Annotated in this window: 14 protein-coding genes; 5 read left to right on the top strand and 9 right to left on the bottom strand. The window is 64.1% G+C overall.

Annotated features, from left to right (window positions below; genetic code table 11):
- Positions 1–14: 14 nt before the first annotated feature.
- The 4 genes from BI327_RS24955 to BI327_RS24940 form a co-directional block, all read right to left on the bottom strand.
- The gene (locus BI327_RS24955) at positions 15–854 is read right to left on the bottom strand and encodes a M48 family metallopeptidase (protein WP_076863898.1); all 840 of its coding nucleotides are present in this window, start codon (positions 852–854) and stop codon (positions 15–17) included.
- A gap of 198 nt (positions 855–1,052) precedes the next feature.
- Positions 1,053–2,381, bottom strand: a complete 1,329-nt coding sequence (locus BI327_RS24950) for a polyhydroxyalkanoate depolymerase (protein WP_076863897.1) — start codon at positions 2,379–2,381, stop codon at positions 1,053–1,055.
- A gap of 128 nt (positions 2,382–2,509) precedes the next feature.
- On the bottom strand, positions 2,510–3,334 hold the full coding sequence (locus BI327_RS24945; protein ID WP_076863895.1) for an ABC transporter permease: 825 nt from the start codon (positions 3,332–3,334) through the stop codon (positions 2,510–2,512).
- A complete protein-coding gene (locus BI327_RS24940) occupies positions 3,331–4,137 on the bottom strand; it encodes an ABC transporter ATP-binding protein (RefSeq protein ID WP_076863893.1) in 807 nt (268 codons plus the stop codon). The genes BI327_RS24945 and BI327_RS24940 overlap by 4 nt, the downstream gene beginning before the upstream one ends.
- A gap of 123 nt (positions 4,138–4,260) precedes the next feature.
- Here BI327_RS24940 and BI327_RS24935 point away from each other — a divergent pair, with 123 nt between their 5' ends.
- Together BI327_RS24935 and BI327_RS24930 are read left to right on the top strand one after the other, a co-directional pair.
- The gene (locus tag BI327_RS24935; protein WP_076863891.1) at positions 4,261–5,580 is read left to right on the top strand and encodes an ActS/PrrB/RegB family redox-sensitive histidine kinase; all 1,320 of its coding nucleotides are present in this window, start codon (positions 4,261–4,263) and stop codon (positions 5,578–5,580) included.
- A gap of 149 nt (positions 5,581–5,729) precedes the next feature.
- Positions 5,730–6,284: an ActR/PrrA/RegA family redox response regulator transcription factor gene (locus BI327_RS24930; RefSeq protein WP_016845514.1), complete on the top strand. Its 555-nt coding sequence runs from the start codon at positions 5,730–5,732 to the stop codon at positions 6,282–6,284.
- 213 nt (positions 6,285–6,497) lie between these two features.
- Here BI327_RS24930 and BI327_RS24925 read toward each other — a convergent pair whose 3' ends face one another.
- Positions 6,498–6,980: an MmcB family DNA repair protein gene (locus BI327_RS24925; protein WP_076863889.1), complete on the bottom strand. Its 483-nt coding sequence runs from the start codon at positions 6,978–6,980 to the stop codon at positions 6,498–6,500.
- A gap of 205 nt (positions 6,981–7,185) precedes the next feature.
- On the opposite strand from BI327_RS24925, the gene BI327_RS24920 reads away from it, so the two are divergent.
- Both BI327_RS24920 and BI327_RS24915 read left to right on the top strand, forming a co-directional pair.
- On the top strand, positions 7,186–8,304 hold the full coding sequence (locus BI327_RS24920) for a vWA domain-containing protein (RefSeq protein ID WP_076863887.1): 1,119 nt from the start codon (positions 7,186–7,188) through the stop codon (positions 8,302–8,304).
- Between the two features lie 119 nt (positions 8,305–8,423).
- Positions 8,424–10,115, top strand: coding sequence for an alpha-amylase family protein (locus BI327_RS24915; RefSeq protein ID WP_076863885.1), 1,692 nt, complete (start codon positions 8,424–8,426; stop codon positions 10,113–10,115).
- Here BI327_RS24915 and BI327_RS24910 read toward each other — a convergent pair.
- Both BI327_RS24910 and BI327_RS24905 read right to left on the bottom strand, forming a co-directional pair.
- The gene (locus tag BI327_RS24910) at positions 10,112–11,719 is read right to left on the bottom strand and encodes an alpha-amylase family glycosyl hydrolase (protein WP_076863883.1); all 1,608 of its coding nucleotides are present in this window, start codon (positions 11,717–11,719) and stop codon (positions 10,112–10,114) included. The two genes, BI327_RS24915 and BI327_RS24910, sit on opposite strands and share 4 nt — an antisense overlap.
- A gap of 106 nt (positions 11,720–11,825) precedes the next feature.
- Positions 11,826–12,638: an RMD1 family protein gene (locus tag BI327_RS24905; protein WP_076863881.1), complete on the bottom strand. Its 813-nt coding sequence runs from the start codon at positions 12,636–12,638 to the stop codon at positions 11,826–11,828.
- Between the two features lie 175 nt (positions 12,639–12,813).
- Here BI327_RS24905 and BI327_RS24900 point away from each other — a divergent pair, with 175 nt between their 5' ends.
- On the top strand, positions 12,814–13,482 hold the full coding sequence (locus tag BI327_RS24900) for an MBL fold metallo-hydrolase (protein WP_076863879.1): 669 nt from the start codon (positions 12,814–12,816) through the stop codon (positions 13,480–13,482).
- Between the two features lie 2 nt (positions 13,483–13,484).
- Here the strand turns inward: BI327_RS24900 and BI327_RS24895 are convergent, their stop codons facing one another.
- Positions 13,485–14,666: an extracellular catalytic domain type 1 short-chain-length polyhydroxyalkanoate depolymerase gene (locus BI327_RS24895; RefSeq protein ID WP_076864274.1), complete on the bottom strand. Its 1,182-nt coding sequence runs from the start codon at positions 14,664–14,666 to the stop codon at positions 13,485–13,487.
- A gap of 209 nt (positions 14,667–14,875) precedes the next feature.
- Positions 14,876–16,282 carry an MFS transporter gene (locus tag BI327_RS24890; RefSeq protein ID WP_076863877.1) on the bottom strand — a complete coding sequence of 469 codons (1,407 nt, stop codon included), beginning with the start codon at positions 16,280–16,282 and terminating at the stop codon, positions 14,876–14,878.
- Positions 16,283–16,298: the final 16 nt, after the last annotated feature.

Below are 16,298 nucleotides of genomic sequence, written 5' to 3'. Positions count from 1 at the left end.
GGCGAAGAGCAGCCCTACTCCTGGATCCCGTAGCGGTGCAGGTCGTTGCCGTGGGTGTCGAGCCAGTTCTTGGCGCGCGTGACCGAGGCACAGAGCTTGTCGACCACCCGCCAGAACCGCGCCGAGTGGTTCATCTCGACGAGATGCGCGACCTCATGCGCGGCGAGGTAATCGAGCACGAAGGGGGGCGCCAGGATCAGCCGCCACGAGAACGACAGCGATCCCGCCGAAGTGCACGAGCCCCAGCGGCTCGACTGATCGCGGATCGAGATCCGGCGCACCCGCACGCCGAGTTCCGCGGCGTGAAGCGCCGCCGCCTTCTGCAGATCCTTGCGCGCCTCGCGCTTGAGGAAGTCATGCACCCGGCGATCCATGTGCTCGACGCCGCCGGCGACGCAAAGAATCTTCTCGCCGCTGTCGCGCGTCTCGGTCCAGACCGTGCCGCGCTCGCCCGAGCGATGCACCAGCCGATGCGGCACGCCGCGCAACGGCACCACCGTGCCGGGCTGGAACGGCGCGGCCTTCGGCAAGCGGCCAAGGCGAGCGGCGATCCAGCCGCCATGGATGTTGGCGAACTCCTTGGCTTCGATGATCGTGCCGCGCGGCGGCATCGTCAGGATCGCTTCACGATCGGTCGGATGGATCCTGAGCGTATAACGGCGCGCGCGCCTGTGCCGGCGCAACCTGACAGTGAAAAACTGGGAGCCGTGTCTGACCAATACGGTCGCGGGTTCGGCAGGCCGCCGATAGAGGAGCGCGCGAGTAGCCATTTCTGAGAGTCCGGGGAGCAGGAGTTCGCCCGAACTTTGCCATATCCGCCGCCAGGGAAAGCGCTCGGCGCAAAAACAAATCATTTGCCCAATATACAGGGGTCGGCCGTTAATTGACCTCTACCGGCAGGGGTCGGAACCGGAATTTTTCTGATGAATCGGAGTCGCGAAAAAGGCCCAAGGGATGAAATTAAATTCACCACTTGGGCCTTGGCTGATTTGAGATTCTTTTAGTTAAATCAGTGACTTGCGCGTTCGCAAAAAACGCGGCCGGGTCGATACCTATTCGGCTGCGGCGACCAAAGAAAGCCGCGTATTGGCCGCTGAGACCATGAAATCGGAGATCCGCGGCACGATTTCGGAGCGGAACCGCGAACCGTTGAACACGCCGTAGTGGCCGACGCCCTTCTGCACATAGTGCACGCGGCGATGGTTCGGAATCGCGGTGCAGAGCGCATGCGTTGCCTCGGTCTGACCGAGACCCGAGATATCGTCCTTCTCGCCCTCAACCGTCATCAGCGCGACGCGGCGGATCTTCGACGGATCGACCGGCTTGCCGCGATGGGTCATCTCGCCCTTCGGCAGCGCGTGCTTGACGAAGACGAGGTCGACGGTCTGCAGGTAATATTCCGCGGTGAGATCCATCACCGCGAGATATTCGTCATAGAATTCACGGTGCTTGTCGACGAGATCGCCGTCACCCTTCACCAGATTGGCGAATAGCGCCTTGTGCGCGTCCATGTGCCGATCGAGGTTCATGCTGATGAAGCCGTTGAGCTGCAGGAAGCCCGGATAGACGTCGCGCATCACGCCCGGATGCGGGAACGGCACCTTGGTGATGACATTGTTGCGGAACCATTCGATGCCGCGCTCTTCCGCGAGGTTGTTGACCGCGGTCGGATTGCGCCTGGTGTCGATCGGCCCGCCCATCAGCGTCATCGACAGCGGCACGAACGGGTCGCTGTTGGCTTCCATCACGGAAACTGCTGCCACGACAGGCACCGAAGGCTGGCACACCGCGATGATGTGCATGTTGCCGCCGAGCGCGTGCAGCATCTCGATGACGTAATCGACGTAATCGTCGAGATCGAACCGCCCTTCCGCGAGCGGCACCATGCGCGCATCGGCCCAGTCGGTGATGTAGACTTCATGCGTCGGCAGGAACGCCTCGACCGTGCCACGCAGCAGCGTCGCATAGTGACCGGACATCGGCGCCACGATCAGCACGCGGGGCTGCGGCGAGCGCAGCGGGCGCGTCAGCTTGCGATCGAAATGCAGTAGGCGGCAGAACGGCTTTTCCCAGACCGTGCGAACCTCGACCGCGGTGCGGATACCGTTGACCTCGGTGGTCGGCAGGTTCCAGTCCGGCTTGCCGTAGCGGCGCGTGGTGCGCTCGAACAATTCGCAGGCCGCCGCGACCGATTTGCCGAACTGGGTGTGCGTCCACGGATTGAGCGGGTTCTCAAACAGGATCTTGGTGGCGTCGGTCACCGCGCGCGCCGGATTGAGCGACGCCTGCGCCATCTCATACATCCAGTACAGCGGCGTCGTGAGTGCCGGGCTGCCTCCTGCCGCCAGTGGCGGTGCACCGCCAAATTCACCGATGGGCATAGTATTTCTTAGACCCCTGTTTGCGCCGCAACATCCTGACCAATGCGTAACAATGCGTCAATGCGCCGCGAGCCCAATCTGGGGGCGATATCGGGTTAAAACACCAAGAATCCACGAGAAAGTGACATTTATTCACCACCCCCGAGCAGCGATCCGTTGCGCTTGGCGCTCTGCAAAAGGGCAAGAAAGACCGCAAAAGAGGCAACGAACAGGACCGCGTTGATGATGAGCGCCCACGCCATCAGGTCGGCGCGGAAGACGTGGTCGGTCAACAGCGACCGCATGCCTTCGAACACATAGGTCGGCGGCAAGGTCCAGGCGACATATTGCAGCCAGACCGGCAGCACCTCGACCGGATAGTAGATGCAGGCGAGCGGCATCACCGCGAACATCAACGTCCAGACGATGCTCTCCGCCCCGAGCCCGTTGCGCAGCACAAGGCCCGAGGCGAACACGCCGACCGACCAGCTCGTGAAGATCAGATTGCAGAAGAACGCGATCAGCGGCAGCCCGATGGCGTAGAAGTTGAAGCCGAAAAAGAACAGCGCCATCAGCGTCATCGGGATCACGCCGATCGCAAGCCGGATCAGGCTCATGATCATCAGCGAGAGCAGGAATTCGATCGGCTTCAGCGGGCTCATCATCAGGTTGCCGAGATTGCGCGCCCACATCTCCTCGAGGAACGAGATCGAGAAGCCGAGCTGGCCGCGGAACAGGATGTCCCACAGGATCACCGCGCCGATCAGCGTGCCGCCCGCCTTGGCGAAGAAGCCGGATGCCTGCGAAATGTAGTTCTGCAGAAAGCCCCAGGTGATGATCTGCAAGGCCGGCCAGTAGATCAGCTCCAGTAGCCGCGGCCATGACGACATCAGGAGATACCAATAGCGCAGCACCATCGCATTGATGCGGTGCAGTGAAATGCCGCGCGGCTGATAGCTGACGATCTCGCTCATGGTGCGTCCTCCCGGAGACGGCCGCGCGCCACATCGAGAAACACCTCTTCCAGCGTGTCGCGGTTGTAGCGCGCCATGATCGCTTCCGGGCTGTCGTCGTCCTCGATCTTGCCGCGCTTCATGATGATGACGCGGTCGCAGAGCCGCTCGACCTCCAGCATGTTGTGCGACGCCAGCAGGATGGTCGCGTTATGGGTCTTGCGATAGGTCTCGAGATGCTGCCGCACCCAGTCGGCGGTATCCGGGTCGAGCGATGCGGTCGGCTCGTCGAGCAGCAGCAAGTCCGGCTCGTTGATCAGCGCTTTCGCCAATGCGACGCGGGTCTTCTGCCCGGCTGAGAGCTTGCCGTTGGAGCGGTCCAAAAATTCCTTGAGATCGAGATCGACAGCGAGCTGATCGATCCGCTCGCGCAGATGCTTCACAGCGTACAGGCGGCCGAAGATGGTCAGGTTCTGCCGCACCGTGAGCCGCATCGGCATGTCGACATAGGGACTCTCGAAATTCATCCGGCCGAGCACGTCGTAGCGCTGCTCGGGAATCTTCGCACCCAGCACGCTGACGCTGCCCGAGGTCGGCAGCACCAGCCCCATGATCATCGCGATCGTCGTGGTCTTGCCGGCGCCGTTGCCGCCGAGCAGGCCGGTGATGCTGCCGCGCGCGATGCGGAAGGAGATATCGTCGACCGCGCGGGTCGTCTTGTAGAGCTTGACCAGATTCGCAACATCGATCGCGGCCGATCCGCCCTGATCGGCCACCGGCGGCTGATTGGGCGCTTGTCCCTGACCCGTCCCGCTCTGTTGCATATGGCCGTCATTGAGCCATTGCGACAATAAGCGCAAGGCTTAGCGGTAATAAAGGCTTGCGCTGCATCCTTGCGCTAAGTCGCGAATTTGTGCGCCGCGTACGGCACAGCTAAGGTCCCTGATATGACCGACATCGCTTCCGATTTCCGCCAACCTCGCCGTTATGTCCGGCTGGATACGATCCTGCGGCTGCGCTGGCTCGCCGCGCTCGGCCAGCTCGTCGCGATCTTCATCGTCGCCCAGGGACTGGAATTCGACGTTCCGATCGTCCCTTGCGTCACCATCGTGACATTCTCGGCGCTGCTCAATCTGGCGCTGCAGATCGCCTTCAACCCGATGCAGCGGCTGGAGCCGGCCTATGCAGCCGCGCTGCTCGCCTTCAACATCGTCGAGCTCGGCGGCCTCTTGTACTTCACCGGCGGCTTGCAGAACCCGTTCTCGTTCCTGTTCCTGGCGCCGGTCCTGATTTCGGCGACCGTGCTGCCGATCCGGCTGACGATCGCGCTCGGCTGCCTTGCGGTGGCCTGCGCCTCGGCGCTGTTCTTCTACCATCTGCCGCTGCCCTGGGATGCCGACGATCCGCTGGTGCTGCCGCCGATCTATCTGATCGGCGTCTGGCTCTCGATCCTGCTCGCGATCGGCGTCACCAGCCTCTACGCATTCCAGGTGACCGAGGAGGCGCGTCAGCTCTCCGATGCCCTGGCCGCGACCGAGCTGGTGCTGACGCGCGAGCAGCATCTGACCCAGCTCGACGGCCTCGCCGCCGCAGCCGCGCACGAACTCGGCACGCCGCTGTCGACGATCTTCCTGATCTCGCGCGAGCTCGAGAAGACGGTGCATGACCCTGCCATCGCCGGCGACCTCAAGACCGTGCGCGAGCAGGCGCAGCGCTGCCGCGACATCCTGAGCAAGATTGCCCAATTGTCATCGAGCGGCGCGCCGTTCGACACTATGAAGCTGTCGACCCTGATCGAGGAGGCGGTGGCGCCGCATCGCGATTTCGGCATCAACATCAAGGTGCGGCTTGCTGTCGCAGCAACGCGTGAACCGGTCGCCGCGCGCAATCCCGCGATCCTCTATGGCGTCGGAAACATTCTCGAAAATGCGGTCGATTTCGCGCACCAGACCGTCGAGGTGAACGCGTGGTGGAACGCCGAAACCATCGAGATCGTCGTCTCGGACGACGGCCCGGGGATCGCGCCCGACATGCTGAAGCGGATCGGCGAGCCGTATTTGTCTCGCCGCCGGGGCGCGGATGAGGCCCAAAATGCGCGTGGCGGCTTAGGCTTGGGCGTTTTCATTGCACGGACGCTGCTGGAACGCACCGGGGCCAAGGTGTCGTTTACCAATCGCACCTTCCCCGATCACGGCGCCGTGGTGCAGATCGTCTGGCCGCGTGAGCGCTTCGAGGAAGCCGCGCCGAGCGACGAGACTGAAGCTTAAGAACGGTTCTTAATCGCAACTCTTAATCGTAATTCCTGGCATTACGGATGCAGCACTCTTTCCAGGGCGGCACGCGACTTTCGGCTGCCTTGGCAGCGCCGCAGTGGGCCCCCATATTGATAGGTGTCTGCCACAGGGAAAAATGGACCGTGAACGCCATCACTGAACTGAATGACCATGCCGACCGCTCGCTCCTCATTGTCGAGGACGACAAGCCGTTCCTGGAACGCCTGTCGCGCGCGATGGAGACGCGCGGGTTCGCGGTGAAGTCATGCGACACGGTGTCCGATGGTCTCGCCGAGATCGGACGCGCCGCGCCCGCTTTCGCGGTCGTCGACCTTCGCCTCGGCGACGGCAACGGCCTCGACGTCGTCTCCGCGTTGAAGCGCAAGCGCCCCGAGGCGCGCGCGATCGTGCTCACCGGCTACGGCAACATCGCCACCGCCGTGACCGCGGTGAAGATGGGCGCCGTCGACTACCTGTCGAAGCCGGCCGATGCCGACGATGTCGTCGCCGCGCTGCTTGCGACCGGGACCGAGAAGTCCGAACTGCCGGCCAATCCGATGTCGGCGGACCGCGTGCGCTGGGAGCACATCCAGCGCATCTACGAAATGTGCAATCGCAACGTCTCGGAGACCGCGCGCCGTCTCAACATGCACCGCCGCACGCTGCAGCGCATCCTCGCCAAGCGCGCGCCGAGGTAAGCGATCGCTTCATTTGGTTTCGCGATGGCCGGGCTTTGCCCGGCCATTTGCTTTTGTCGGGTGGGCTGAGCGCAGCGAAGTCTATCGCCGTCATCCTGAGGTGCGAGCAGAGCGAGCCTCGAAGGATGAACGGCCCGGCTGGTGGCCGATACATCCTTCGAGGCTCGCTACGCGAGCACCTCAGGATGACGGGACACGCGATCTTGCTTTTCTCTAAAACTCATGCCCCTGCGGATCGACCAGCCGGTTGATCCGCTGCGCCGCGGCCATTGCAAAGCGCACCGTGATCGCCTTGCGCGTCGCCGCCGGCAGGCGATGCTCCGGCGCCTCGCAATGCAGATGGGCGCCATAGGCGTCGGCGATGATCAGGCCGGTGTCGGCCGGGAAGATCTCGCACGGCAGGTCCTGCGTGAAGGCGAAGAACAGCCGGTCGCAATGCATCCGGTAGTCCTGCCATTTCTGATCGGCGCGCAGATCTTCGAGCGATGACTTGATCTCGACGATCCAGATCTCGCCGCGCTCGTTCAGCGCCACCAGATCGGCCCTGCGGCCGGACGGCAGCGGCAATTCGCTGATGCAGGAAAATCCCAGCGACCTCAGCAGCCTCGCCGTTCCGCGCGCAATCGCAAGCGCGGTCTCCGACTGGCGTCGGTCGAGCGCGGGCACGAGCGCGATCTGGCGGGCGGGCGATTCCATGCGCCAAGACTAGCCGATTCCATCGAGCATGATCCGGAAAAGTGGAATCCGGTTTTCCGTCAAGATCATGCTCACACGCATAAAGGCCAACGTCAGCGCCGGAATCGGCCGCAAATTCGTGGCCGAGCCGCCTTGATTCTGGCCTCAAGCCACCGCGAAGCCGGTGGAACCTGGGTTCCGAGGGACGAAACCACTGGAGAGACCCATGCGGTCACGCATCACACTTCGCTCGTTCGTCTTCGCTCTCGCAACCCTGCCGCTAACAGCCGGACTGTCCTCGGCCATCGCCAAGCCCGTGGTCGAGGTCGCCTTCGTGCTCGATACCACCGGCTCGATGGGCGGATTGATCGAGGGCGCCAAGCGCAAGATCTGGTCGATCGCAACCGCGATCGTCGATTCCAATCCCGACGCCGATATCAGGATGGGCCTGATCGCCTATCGCGACATCGGCGACGATTACGTGACCAGGAAGGTCGAGCTGACACGCGACATCCAGGACCTCTACGCCAATCTCCTGGAATTGAAGGCGCGCGGCGGCGGCGACTGGCCGGAGAGCGTCAACGAGGCACTCGACGTCGCCGTCAACAAGATGCAGTGGACGCAGGGCCGCGACAGCACGCGCATCGTGTTCCTGGTCGGCGATGCCCCGCCGCACATGGACTATGCGCAGGACACCAAGTACCCAGTCACGCTCGCGGTCGCCAAGCAGCGCGACATCATCGTCAACGCCGTGCTCGCCGGCAACGCGCAGGATACCGAACGGGTGTGGCGCGATATCGCGCAGAACGGCAATGGCGAGTTCATCCCGATCCCGCAGGACGGCGGCCAGATCGTCACCATCGAGACGCCGTTCGACGAGGACATCATCATCCTGCAGCGCGAGATCAACGGCACCGTGATCCCCTACGGACCGCGCGCGCTGCAGAAGCGCACGGAATCCAAGACCCAGCAGTTGTCCAGTGTCGCCGCGGCCTCGCCCGCTCGCGCCTCGGAGATGGCAAGCTTCATCAACAAGCGTGCAAAGGTGACCTCGGAGGCGGTCACCGGCGACGGCGACCTGGTCGCCGACGTCGCAGCCGGCCGCAATGATGTGGCAAAGGTCAAGGAGGACGAACTGCCCGACAATCTCCGCGCCATGAAGCCCGAGGCGCGCAGCGCCGAGATCGACAAGCAGATCGCCCAGCGCAAGGCGCTGAACGAGAAGCTCGCCGCGCTGGTCGCCAAGCGCGACCAATACGTCGCCGAGCACCGCAAGAGCGCGCCGAAGGCGTCGTCATTCGATCGCGTGGTCGAGGACACGTTGAAGGCGCAGATCAAGCGGTAGGCACTCGGCACGAAGTGCCGTCCCGCCACCTCGCGGGACGGCGCTCCCAGCAGGAACCCAGCGCTGCCTCGCCGCTTATCTCCCGGCCCTGCCATGTGCGGACCGGAGAGGATAGCCTGGTGATCGACGACCTCTGGTACAAGAATGGCGTGATCTATTGCCTGTCCGTTGGCACCTACATGGATGCCAATGGCGATGGTATCGGCGATTTCAGCGGCCTGCTGCGGCGTCTGGACTATCTGGACGGGCTCGGCATCACCACGATCTGGCTGATGCCGTTTCAGCCTTCGCCCGACAGGGACGGCGGCTACGACATATCGGACTATTACGGCGTCGATCCGCGCTACGGCACGCTGGGCGATTTCGTCGAGTTTACCCATGGCTGCCAGCAACGCGGCATCCGCGTGATCATCGATCTCGTCGTCAATCACACCTCCGATCAACACGCCTGGTTTCGGTCAGCGCGCAGCGCAAAGGACTCGCCGCATCGCGACTGGTACGTCTGGTCGGACAAGAAGCCCGCCAATGCCAACACCGGCATGGTGTTTCCCGGCGTGCAGAAATCGACCTGGACGCGCGACAAGCAGGCGGGCGCCTGGTACTTTCATCGCTTCTACGATTTCCAGCCGGATCTCAACACGTCGAACCCGCACGTGCAGGCCGAGATCCTCAAGATCATGGGGTTCTGGACGCAGCTCGGCGTCTCGGGGTTCCGCATGGACGCGGTGCCCTTCGTGATCGCGACCAAGGGCGCCTCGGTGCGCAAGCCGACCGAGCAATACGACATGCTGCGATCGTTTCGCGAATTCCTGCAATGGCGTCAGGGCAATGCCATCATCCTCGCCGAGGCCAACGTGCTGCCGGAGACGGACATGGAGTATTTCGGGCGCGACGGCGACCGAATGCACATGATGTTCAACTTCCACGTCAATCAGCACCTGTTCTACGCGCTGGCATCGGCCGATTCGAAGCCGCTGGCGAAAGCCTTGGCGGCGACCAGGCCGCGTCCAGCGACTGCGCAGTGGGGCCTGTTCCTGCGCAATCACGACGAGCTCGACCTCGGCCGTCTCACCAAGGCGCAGCGCGAGACGGTGTTCAGGGCGTTCGGTCCGGACAAGAGCATGCAGCTCTACAACCGCGGCATCCGGCGCCGCCTTGCGCCCATGCTGGGCGGCGACCGCCGGCGTCTGGAGCTCGCCTACAGTGTCATGTGCACGCTTCCCGGTACGCCCGTCATCCGCTACGGCGATGAACTCGGCATGGGCGACAATCTCGATCTGCCCGAACGCACCTGCGCGCGCACGCCGATGCAATGGTCGACCGAGCCGCACGGCGGCTTTACCGAAAGCGACCGGCCATGCGTGCCCGTGATCGACGACGGCCCTTATGGCTATGAGCACGTCAACGCCGCCAAGCAGCGGCGCGATCCCAACTCGATGCTGAACTGGACCGAGCGCATCATCCGTATGCGCAAGGAAGTCCCCGAGGTCGGCTGGGGCGACTTCAAGGTCATCGCAACCCGAAATCCCGCCGTCCTGATCATTCGCTACGATTGGCGCAACAACTCGGTGCTGTTCGTGCACAATTTCGCGGAAAAGCCGCTCGAAATATCGTTCAACGTCGGGTTATCCGACGACGCCGGCAATCTCCTCGTCAATCTCCTGACCGAAGATCACAGCCGTGCCGACGATGCCGGCCGTCACAAGCTCCTGATCGAGGCCTATGGCTATCGCTGGTACCGGGTCGGCGGACTCGACTATCTGCTCAAGCGCAGCGATATCGATACCAAGACGCCCCGCACATCCCGCTAATCATCCTGATGCGGCCCGAGGATCACGCCTTCATTGCCGCGCAGTTCGAGCACGCCTTCGACCTTCTCGCCCTGCCGGTCCATGAACGTCGATAGCAGCACCTCGTTGCTGAAGCCGATGGCACTCGAGGAGACCGACGCGGGGGCCGCGCCGAAATTCAGCGCGATCACCACGACCCCCTCGGCGCTGCGCCGCCGGTAGAGCAGCACGTCGCCATGCGCCGCCGCCGGCTCATAGCTGCCATGGACGAGCTGCGGCAGCTTGCGCCGCAGCGCGATCAGCGCCTTGTAGAGGTTGAGGATCGACGCGGGCTCCGCTTCGAGGCTTTCGACATTGTCGCTTGCATAATCCTGTGCGAGCGGCAGCCACGGCGTCGCCGTCGAAAACCCGGCATGAGGCTCGGCACTCCATTGCATCGGGGTGCGGCAGCCGTCGCGGCCGACGCCGATGCCGGGCACATTCTTCTCGAAGGGATCACACACCTGATCCGGCGAGATCGCGACCTGGCGCATGCCGATCTCGTCGCCATAGTAGAGCGTCGGTGTGCCGCGCAGCGTCAATAGCAGCATCGCCGCGACGCCCGCCTGCGCCGGCCCCACCCGGCTCGCCACCCGCGGCCGGTCATGATTGCCGAGCACCCAGTTCGGCCACGCCCCCGGCGGCAATGCCTTTTCGTAATCGGCGATGATCATCTCGACCGAGCGCACGCTCCACAGGGTCGACAGCAGCGCGAAATTGAACGGCATCTGCGCGCCGCGCAGATCGTTGCCGTAATAGGCGACCAGCCGGTGCAGCGGCAGATAGATCTCGCCGATCAGCACGCGGTTGTCGAACTCCTCGGTGACGCAGCGCATCTCGGTGATGACGGCATGGACTTCGAGCTGATCGGTCGAATACTGCGTCAGCACCTTCTCATGCGGCGGCCGGTCTGCGCGATAATGCGGGTTCGGCGGGTTGTCGCGGAATTCGGCATCCTTGATCAGGTGCCAGATCACGTCGACACGAAAGCCGTCGACGCCCTTGCGCAGCCAGACGCGCATCACCTCGTAGATCGCGTCCCGGACCTCGCGATTGCGCCAGTTCAGATCAGGCTGCTGCGCGAGGAAGGCGTGATAGTAATATTGGCCGGAGGCTTCGTCATACGTCCAGGCGCTGCCGCCGAACTCCGACAGCCAGTTGTTGGGCGGACCGCCATCCGGCGCTCCATCGCGCCAGATGTACCAATCGCGCTTGGGATTATCGCGCGAGCTCTTCGCCTCGATGAACCAGGGATGCTGATCGGAGGTGTGGTTCGGCACGAGATCGAGGATCAGCTTGAGGCCGCAATCGTGGGCGGCCGCGACCAGCGCGTCGAAATCCTCCATCGTCCCGAACAGCGGATCGATGCCGGTGTAATCGGAGATGTCGTAGCCGAAATCGGCCATCGGCGAGGTGAAGATCGGCGACAGCCAGACCGCGTCGACGCCGAGCCGCGTCAGATAAGGCAGCCGCGCGATGATGCCCCTGAGATCGCCGACACCATCGCCGTCGCTATCCCCGAACGATCGCGGATAGACCTGATAGAAGATGCCACGCCGCCACCAGTCCCTGTCGTCCTGATCCATCCGTCCCCCCAAGCTCGCGGCCCGGTCCAGGCCGCTCCGTGCCCCGGGGCGGCCGATCGGTTCAGGGATGACGCAAATCGGGACGGAAAAATGGCGCTGCAGCGCGTCAGTGGCGGGCCATCGCCAGCTGATAGATGGTGATCAGCACCTCGAACAGGATCAGGAAGACGATGATCAGCTCCAGCCGCAGCGAGCGGCTGGTATCGATGATGTCGGTCAGCACCTGCGCGGTTTCGGCAACAACAGCGAGCTTGCGATTGAGCGATTCCGCACGCTCCTTCAACTCATACTCGTCCTCGAGCCGGGCATAGAGGCGCTCGAGCTGCGGCTTGTCCCAGAGGATGTCGGGCTTCTCCGACACCTCGACCGGCCCGGCCACGCGATGCCGCACCGACAGCGCGTTGCCGATGTGCTTGAGGATCGCGGCGCGGCCGCCCAACACCCGGCCGTCCTTGGCGAGCGCGCGCGCGAACGGCTCGGTGGTGTCGAACACGGCCCGGACTTCGCGCTCGTGCCGCGCCAGCACCACGCTCTTCGCCAGCGCCTCGCCGACCAGGATCAGCCGCTCCGGCGACAGGCTTTGCAGATAGATCGGACCGCCCGGCGGAATCTGGTCCTCCCTTTCCGCGGCGACCTCGATGATCGCAGTCTCCTCCTCGCGCCGCGCGAACAGGCCGGTCATGCGCGATTGCAGGCTGCGCAGGAATTCATCCTCCTCCAGCGCGTTGAGACCGATCAGCACGACGACGCCATAGCGAAACAGGATCGCCACACCATTATCATTGACGCGAAACGCCAGCGGCGTCGTGGCCAGCACGTCGCTGCGCTCGAGGCCGGACGTGTTGATGCGGTCCGCGACGAAGAAGGCGCGGGCGGTGGTCCGGGGTCCGCCGAGCGGTGATTTGGGATCCTGGGTCATGAAGTTCCGGACTGCGAGGACGTGAGCCGTGATCGAGGGCAACCGCGTACCGGTCCGCTCACGAACGTGTTGTGCTGGAGGTGACCTTATCACGGTCCGTTTTGGGATCACACGCCAGGGCAGACGCATTTCCCGTGCGTGTTGACGGCGTTTCCCGGAAGCCTATGGTGCCCTGATGAACGAGACAACCGACACCAAACCGAAGGCCGGCGCGATCATCGTGCCGGTGACGCTGTTCGAACAGAACTGCACCATCATCTGGCACGAGCCGACCAAGAAGGCCGTGGTGATCGACCCCGGCGGCGACGTGGAGAAGATCCAGGCCGCGATCAAGCAGACCGGCGTCACGGTCGAGAAGATCTGGCTGACCCACGGCCATATCGACCATGTCGGCGGCGCCGCCGAGCTGCGCGACGCGCTGCAGGTCAAGATCGAGGGCCCGCACATCGCCGACAAATATTTGCTCGACAACGTCGTCTCGAGCGGCGAACGCTTCGGCATGACGGGGGTGCGCAATTTCGGACCGGACCGCTGGCTCGACGAGGGCGATCAGGTCTCGATCGGCGACCTCACCTTCGACATTCTGCACTGCCCCGGCCATTCACCGGGCAGCGTGGTGTTCTTCAACAAGGAGCTGCGCTTCGCGCATGTCGGCGACGTGTTGTTCGCCGGCTCGGTCGGGCGCACCGACCTGCCCGGCGGCAGCCATCCGACATTGATCCAGTCGATCAAGGAGAAACTGCTGCCGCTCGGCGACGATGTCGGCTTCATCTGCGGCCATGGCGCGGGATCAAGCATCGGCCAGGAGCGGATGACGAACCCGTTCCTGACCGGTGAGATGTAGCGCTACTTCATCAACCCCGCGGCGGTCAGCGCCCGCGTGATGACGGCGCCGACGTCGACACCTTTGCTCCGTCGCTTGCGCGGCCGGTCGCTCTTGCGGCCGGATACGGGCTTCGGCTCGGGCTCGGCCGCAGGCACCGGGATCGTCATCGAGATCGTGTCGGCGTTCTCGCGCGGCACCCCCGTCGGCGCGATGTGCGGCTGACGGACCTTGTCGGTCAGGCCGAAGAAGCTCGCGATGTGATAGGACGAGGAGATCCCGGCCTCGATCAGGAACGCGCCTTCCACGCCATAGCGCTCGTCATTGTCGGCCAGCCCGAGCGGCGTGCCATGCGCCATGTCGGTGATGCTATAGGACTCGACCAGCGTTTCGCCATCGGCGTTCCACCACACCTCGCGCGGATGGCCGTCGACATCCGCCTTCGACATCGCAGCGAGCGGCAGGCCGTGGACGTCGAGCCACTGCCGGACGATCGCATCGGCATTGCCGGGATGCACGGTGCGGTCGGCGCTGCCGTGCCACACCGAAATCTTCGGCCACGCACTGCTGTGGGTGGAGGCGTTGCGCACGAGACCGCCGAGTTCGGGCGCGGACAGCGCGCTCGCATGCATCATCGCATGCAGCGCCTCGCGCAGATCGGTAGCGACGCCGAACGGCAGGCCGGCGATGATGGCGCCGCCCGCGAACACATCCGGATAGGTCGCGAGCATCACCGAGGCCATCGCGCCGCCGGCGGACAGTCCCGTCACATAGATGCGGCGCGGATCGATCTCATGCGCGCCGACCATGTGCGCGATCATCTGCCGGATCGAAGCGGCCTCGCCCTGGTCGCGCGCGATGTCCTGCGGATTGAACCAGTTGAAGCAGGTGTTGCCGTTGTTGGCGGCCTGCTGCTCCGGCATCAGCAGCGCAAAACCGTAATGCGCCGCGAGCGCCGACCAGCCGGCACCGTGATCGTAGGACGCGGCGGTCTGGCCGCAGCCATGCAGCACCACGACGAGCGCGGGCGACCGCGCGAGCTGCGCGGGCACGAACGAGAACATCTTCAGTTCGCCGGGGTTGACGCCGAATTCGGTCGTCTCGACGAGCGGCGTCGGCACGGCCGGCGCAAATGCGCTCAAGCCGCTGAACGCGTTCATCTTGGGCAGATGACGCAAGAATTCGACGTTGTTGACCAGGGACAACAGCAACTCCTGAGGTGATTTCGTCTTCTGTGTCACCCGAACAGATAATTGCTGCACTGCGAAATGAAAAGGCCGTGTGCTGTCTTTCCCTGCGGAATTGTGAGAATCGGCGTTAACGCGTGATCGCGCTACGGAACGGTCGAAATAGTTGCCTTAGCACCTTGTTTGAGCATGACCTTTTCGAAAAATACGCGCCATGATCTCCGGATTCATGCGCTGGCGCGGCGCATCCATGACAGAAATGCGGCTGAAATCGATATCGACAGCACAAACAATGCGCATGCTGCAAACAACGCCAGATGCGCCGATGTCGTGCTTTCAACGGCGAAGAACACCGCACCGATCGCAGCGACGCCGGCTGCGTTGCCGATCTGTGTCGTGGTGCCGTACATGCCGGAGCCGGCACCGGCGCTGGCAGGTTTCACGCTCGAGAGCACCGCGCTAGACAGTGGTGCCATCACCAGGCCCTGGCCGTAGCCGAAGATGACAAGCACCAGCGCGAGCAGCAGCGCCGATGGTGCCGCGATGGCTTGCACCGTCGCGACCAGCGCGGCAAGTCCGACGATCTGAACGGCGCAGCCCTCGATCAGCACCAGCGTGCCGCGATGCTTCGCACGCACACCGCTGTGACGCGAGGCGATCACGAACGTCAGCGCCAGCGGCACGAACACCAGCCCGGCCTCCAGCGCCGGAATCAGCAAGCCCTTCTGCATGAACATGGTCATGATCAGATAGAACGACAGGTTGGCGAAGAAGAAGAAAAACACCGCGACCAGGCCGCGCATGAAGGCGAGATCGGACAGCAGCGACAGGTCGATCAGCGGCATGCCGCCGCGGCGCGCGACGCTGCGCTCGAGCCGCACGAACGCCGCGATCACCGCGACACCCGCCGCCATCACCAGCCACACCGCTGCCGTCCAGCCGAGATCGTGACCGAACAGCAGCGGGCCGATCAGGCACAGCAAGCCCACGAACAGCACGATCGCGCCCGGTATGTCGAGCCGCGTGCCGGCGCGGCGCGGCACCGTCGGCATGATCTTCAGCGCGGCCGCGATGATGATGACGCCGAACGGCACGTTGACGAAGAACACCGCACGCCAGCCGAGACCCGCGAGATCGAGCGTCACCAGCACGCCGCCGAGCATGAAGCCCGCAGCGCCCGCGAGCCCCAGCACGATCCCGTAGATGCCGAAGGCCCGTGCGCGGGCGGCATCGGAGAACAATAGATGCAGCGTCGCCAGCACCTGCGGCACCATCAGCGCCGCGGTTGCGCCCTGCGCCAGCCGCGCGATGATCAGCTCCGGTCCGGACTGCGCGAGGCCGCACCACAGCGACGTCACCGAGAAGCCCGCGACGCCCGCAATAAACACGTTCCTGGTGCCGTAGATGTCGCCGAGCCGGCCGCCGGTGACCACCAGCGTGGCATAGGCGATCAGATAGATCGCGATCACGGCCTCGATCTGCGCCGGGGTGGCGTGCAGCTCCGCCGCGATGGTCGGGATCGCGACGTTGACGATGAAGGCATCGACGCCGAACATGAATTGCGCCGACACCACGATCGCCAGCACCCACCAGCGGCGCGAGGTCGCCGCCCGCGTTGAAACGATCTGGTGCATGCCCTGCCCTGCCCGA

Origin of the sequence: Bradyrhizobium mercantei, from assembly GCF_001982635.1 — a bacterium.
GTDB lineage: Bacteria > Pseudomonadota > Alphaproteobacteria > Rhizobiales > Xanthobacteraceae > Bradyrhizobium > Bradyrhizobium mercantei.
Note: the sequence above shows the minus strand (reverse complement) of the source record. Positions and strands in the feature narration are given on the sequence as shown.

Bases quoted from the DNA above. Each gene is read 5' to 3' on its own strand.
- BI327_RS24925 (WP_076863889.1), bottom strand. From the start codon at position 6,980: ATGGAATCGCCCGCCCGCCAGATCGCGCTCGTGCCCGCGCTCGACCGA.
- BI327_RS24935 (WP_076863891.1), top strand. From the start codon at position 4,261: ATGACCGACATCGCTTCCGATTTCCGCCAACCTCGCCGTTATGTCCGG.
- BI327_RS24945 (WP_076863895.1), bottom strand. From the start codon at position 3,334: ATGAGCGAGATCGTCAGCTATCAGCCGCGCGGCATTTCACTGCACCGC.
- BI327_RS24900 (WP_076863879.1), top strand. From the start codon at position 12,814: ATGAACGAGACAACCGACACCAAACCGAAGGCCGGCGCGATCATCGTG.
- BI327_RS24910 (WP_076863883.1), bottom strand. From the start codon at position 11,719: ATGGATCAGGACGACAGGGACTGGTGGCGGCGTGGCATCTTCTATCAG.
- BI327_RS24905 (WP_076863881.1), bottom strand. From the start codon at position 12,638: ATGACCCAGGATCCCAAATCACCGCTCGGCGGACCCCGGACCACCGCC.
- BI327_RS24940 (WP_076863893.1), bottom strand. From the start codon at position 4,137: ATGCAACAGAGCGGGACGGGTCAGGGACAAGCGCCCAATCAGCCGCCG.
- BI327_RS24950 (WP_076863897.1), bottom strand. From the start codon at position 2,381: ATGCCCATCGGTGAATTTGGCGGTGCACCGCCACTGGCGGCAGGAGGC.
- BI327_RS24955 (WP_076863898.1), bottom strand. From the start codon at position 854: ATGATTTGTTTTTGCGCCGAGCGCTTTCCCTGGCGGCGGATATGGCAA.
- BI327_RS24890 (WP_076863877.1), bottom strand. From the start codon at position 16,282: ATGCACCAGATCGTTTCAACGCGGGCGGCGACCTCGCGCCGCTGGTGG.
- BI327_RS24920 (WP_076863887.1), top strand. From the start codon at position 7,186: ATGCGGTCACGCATCACACTTCGCTCGTTCGTCTTCGCTCTCGCAACC.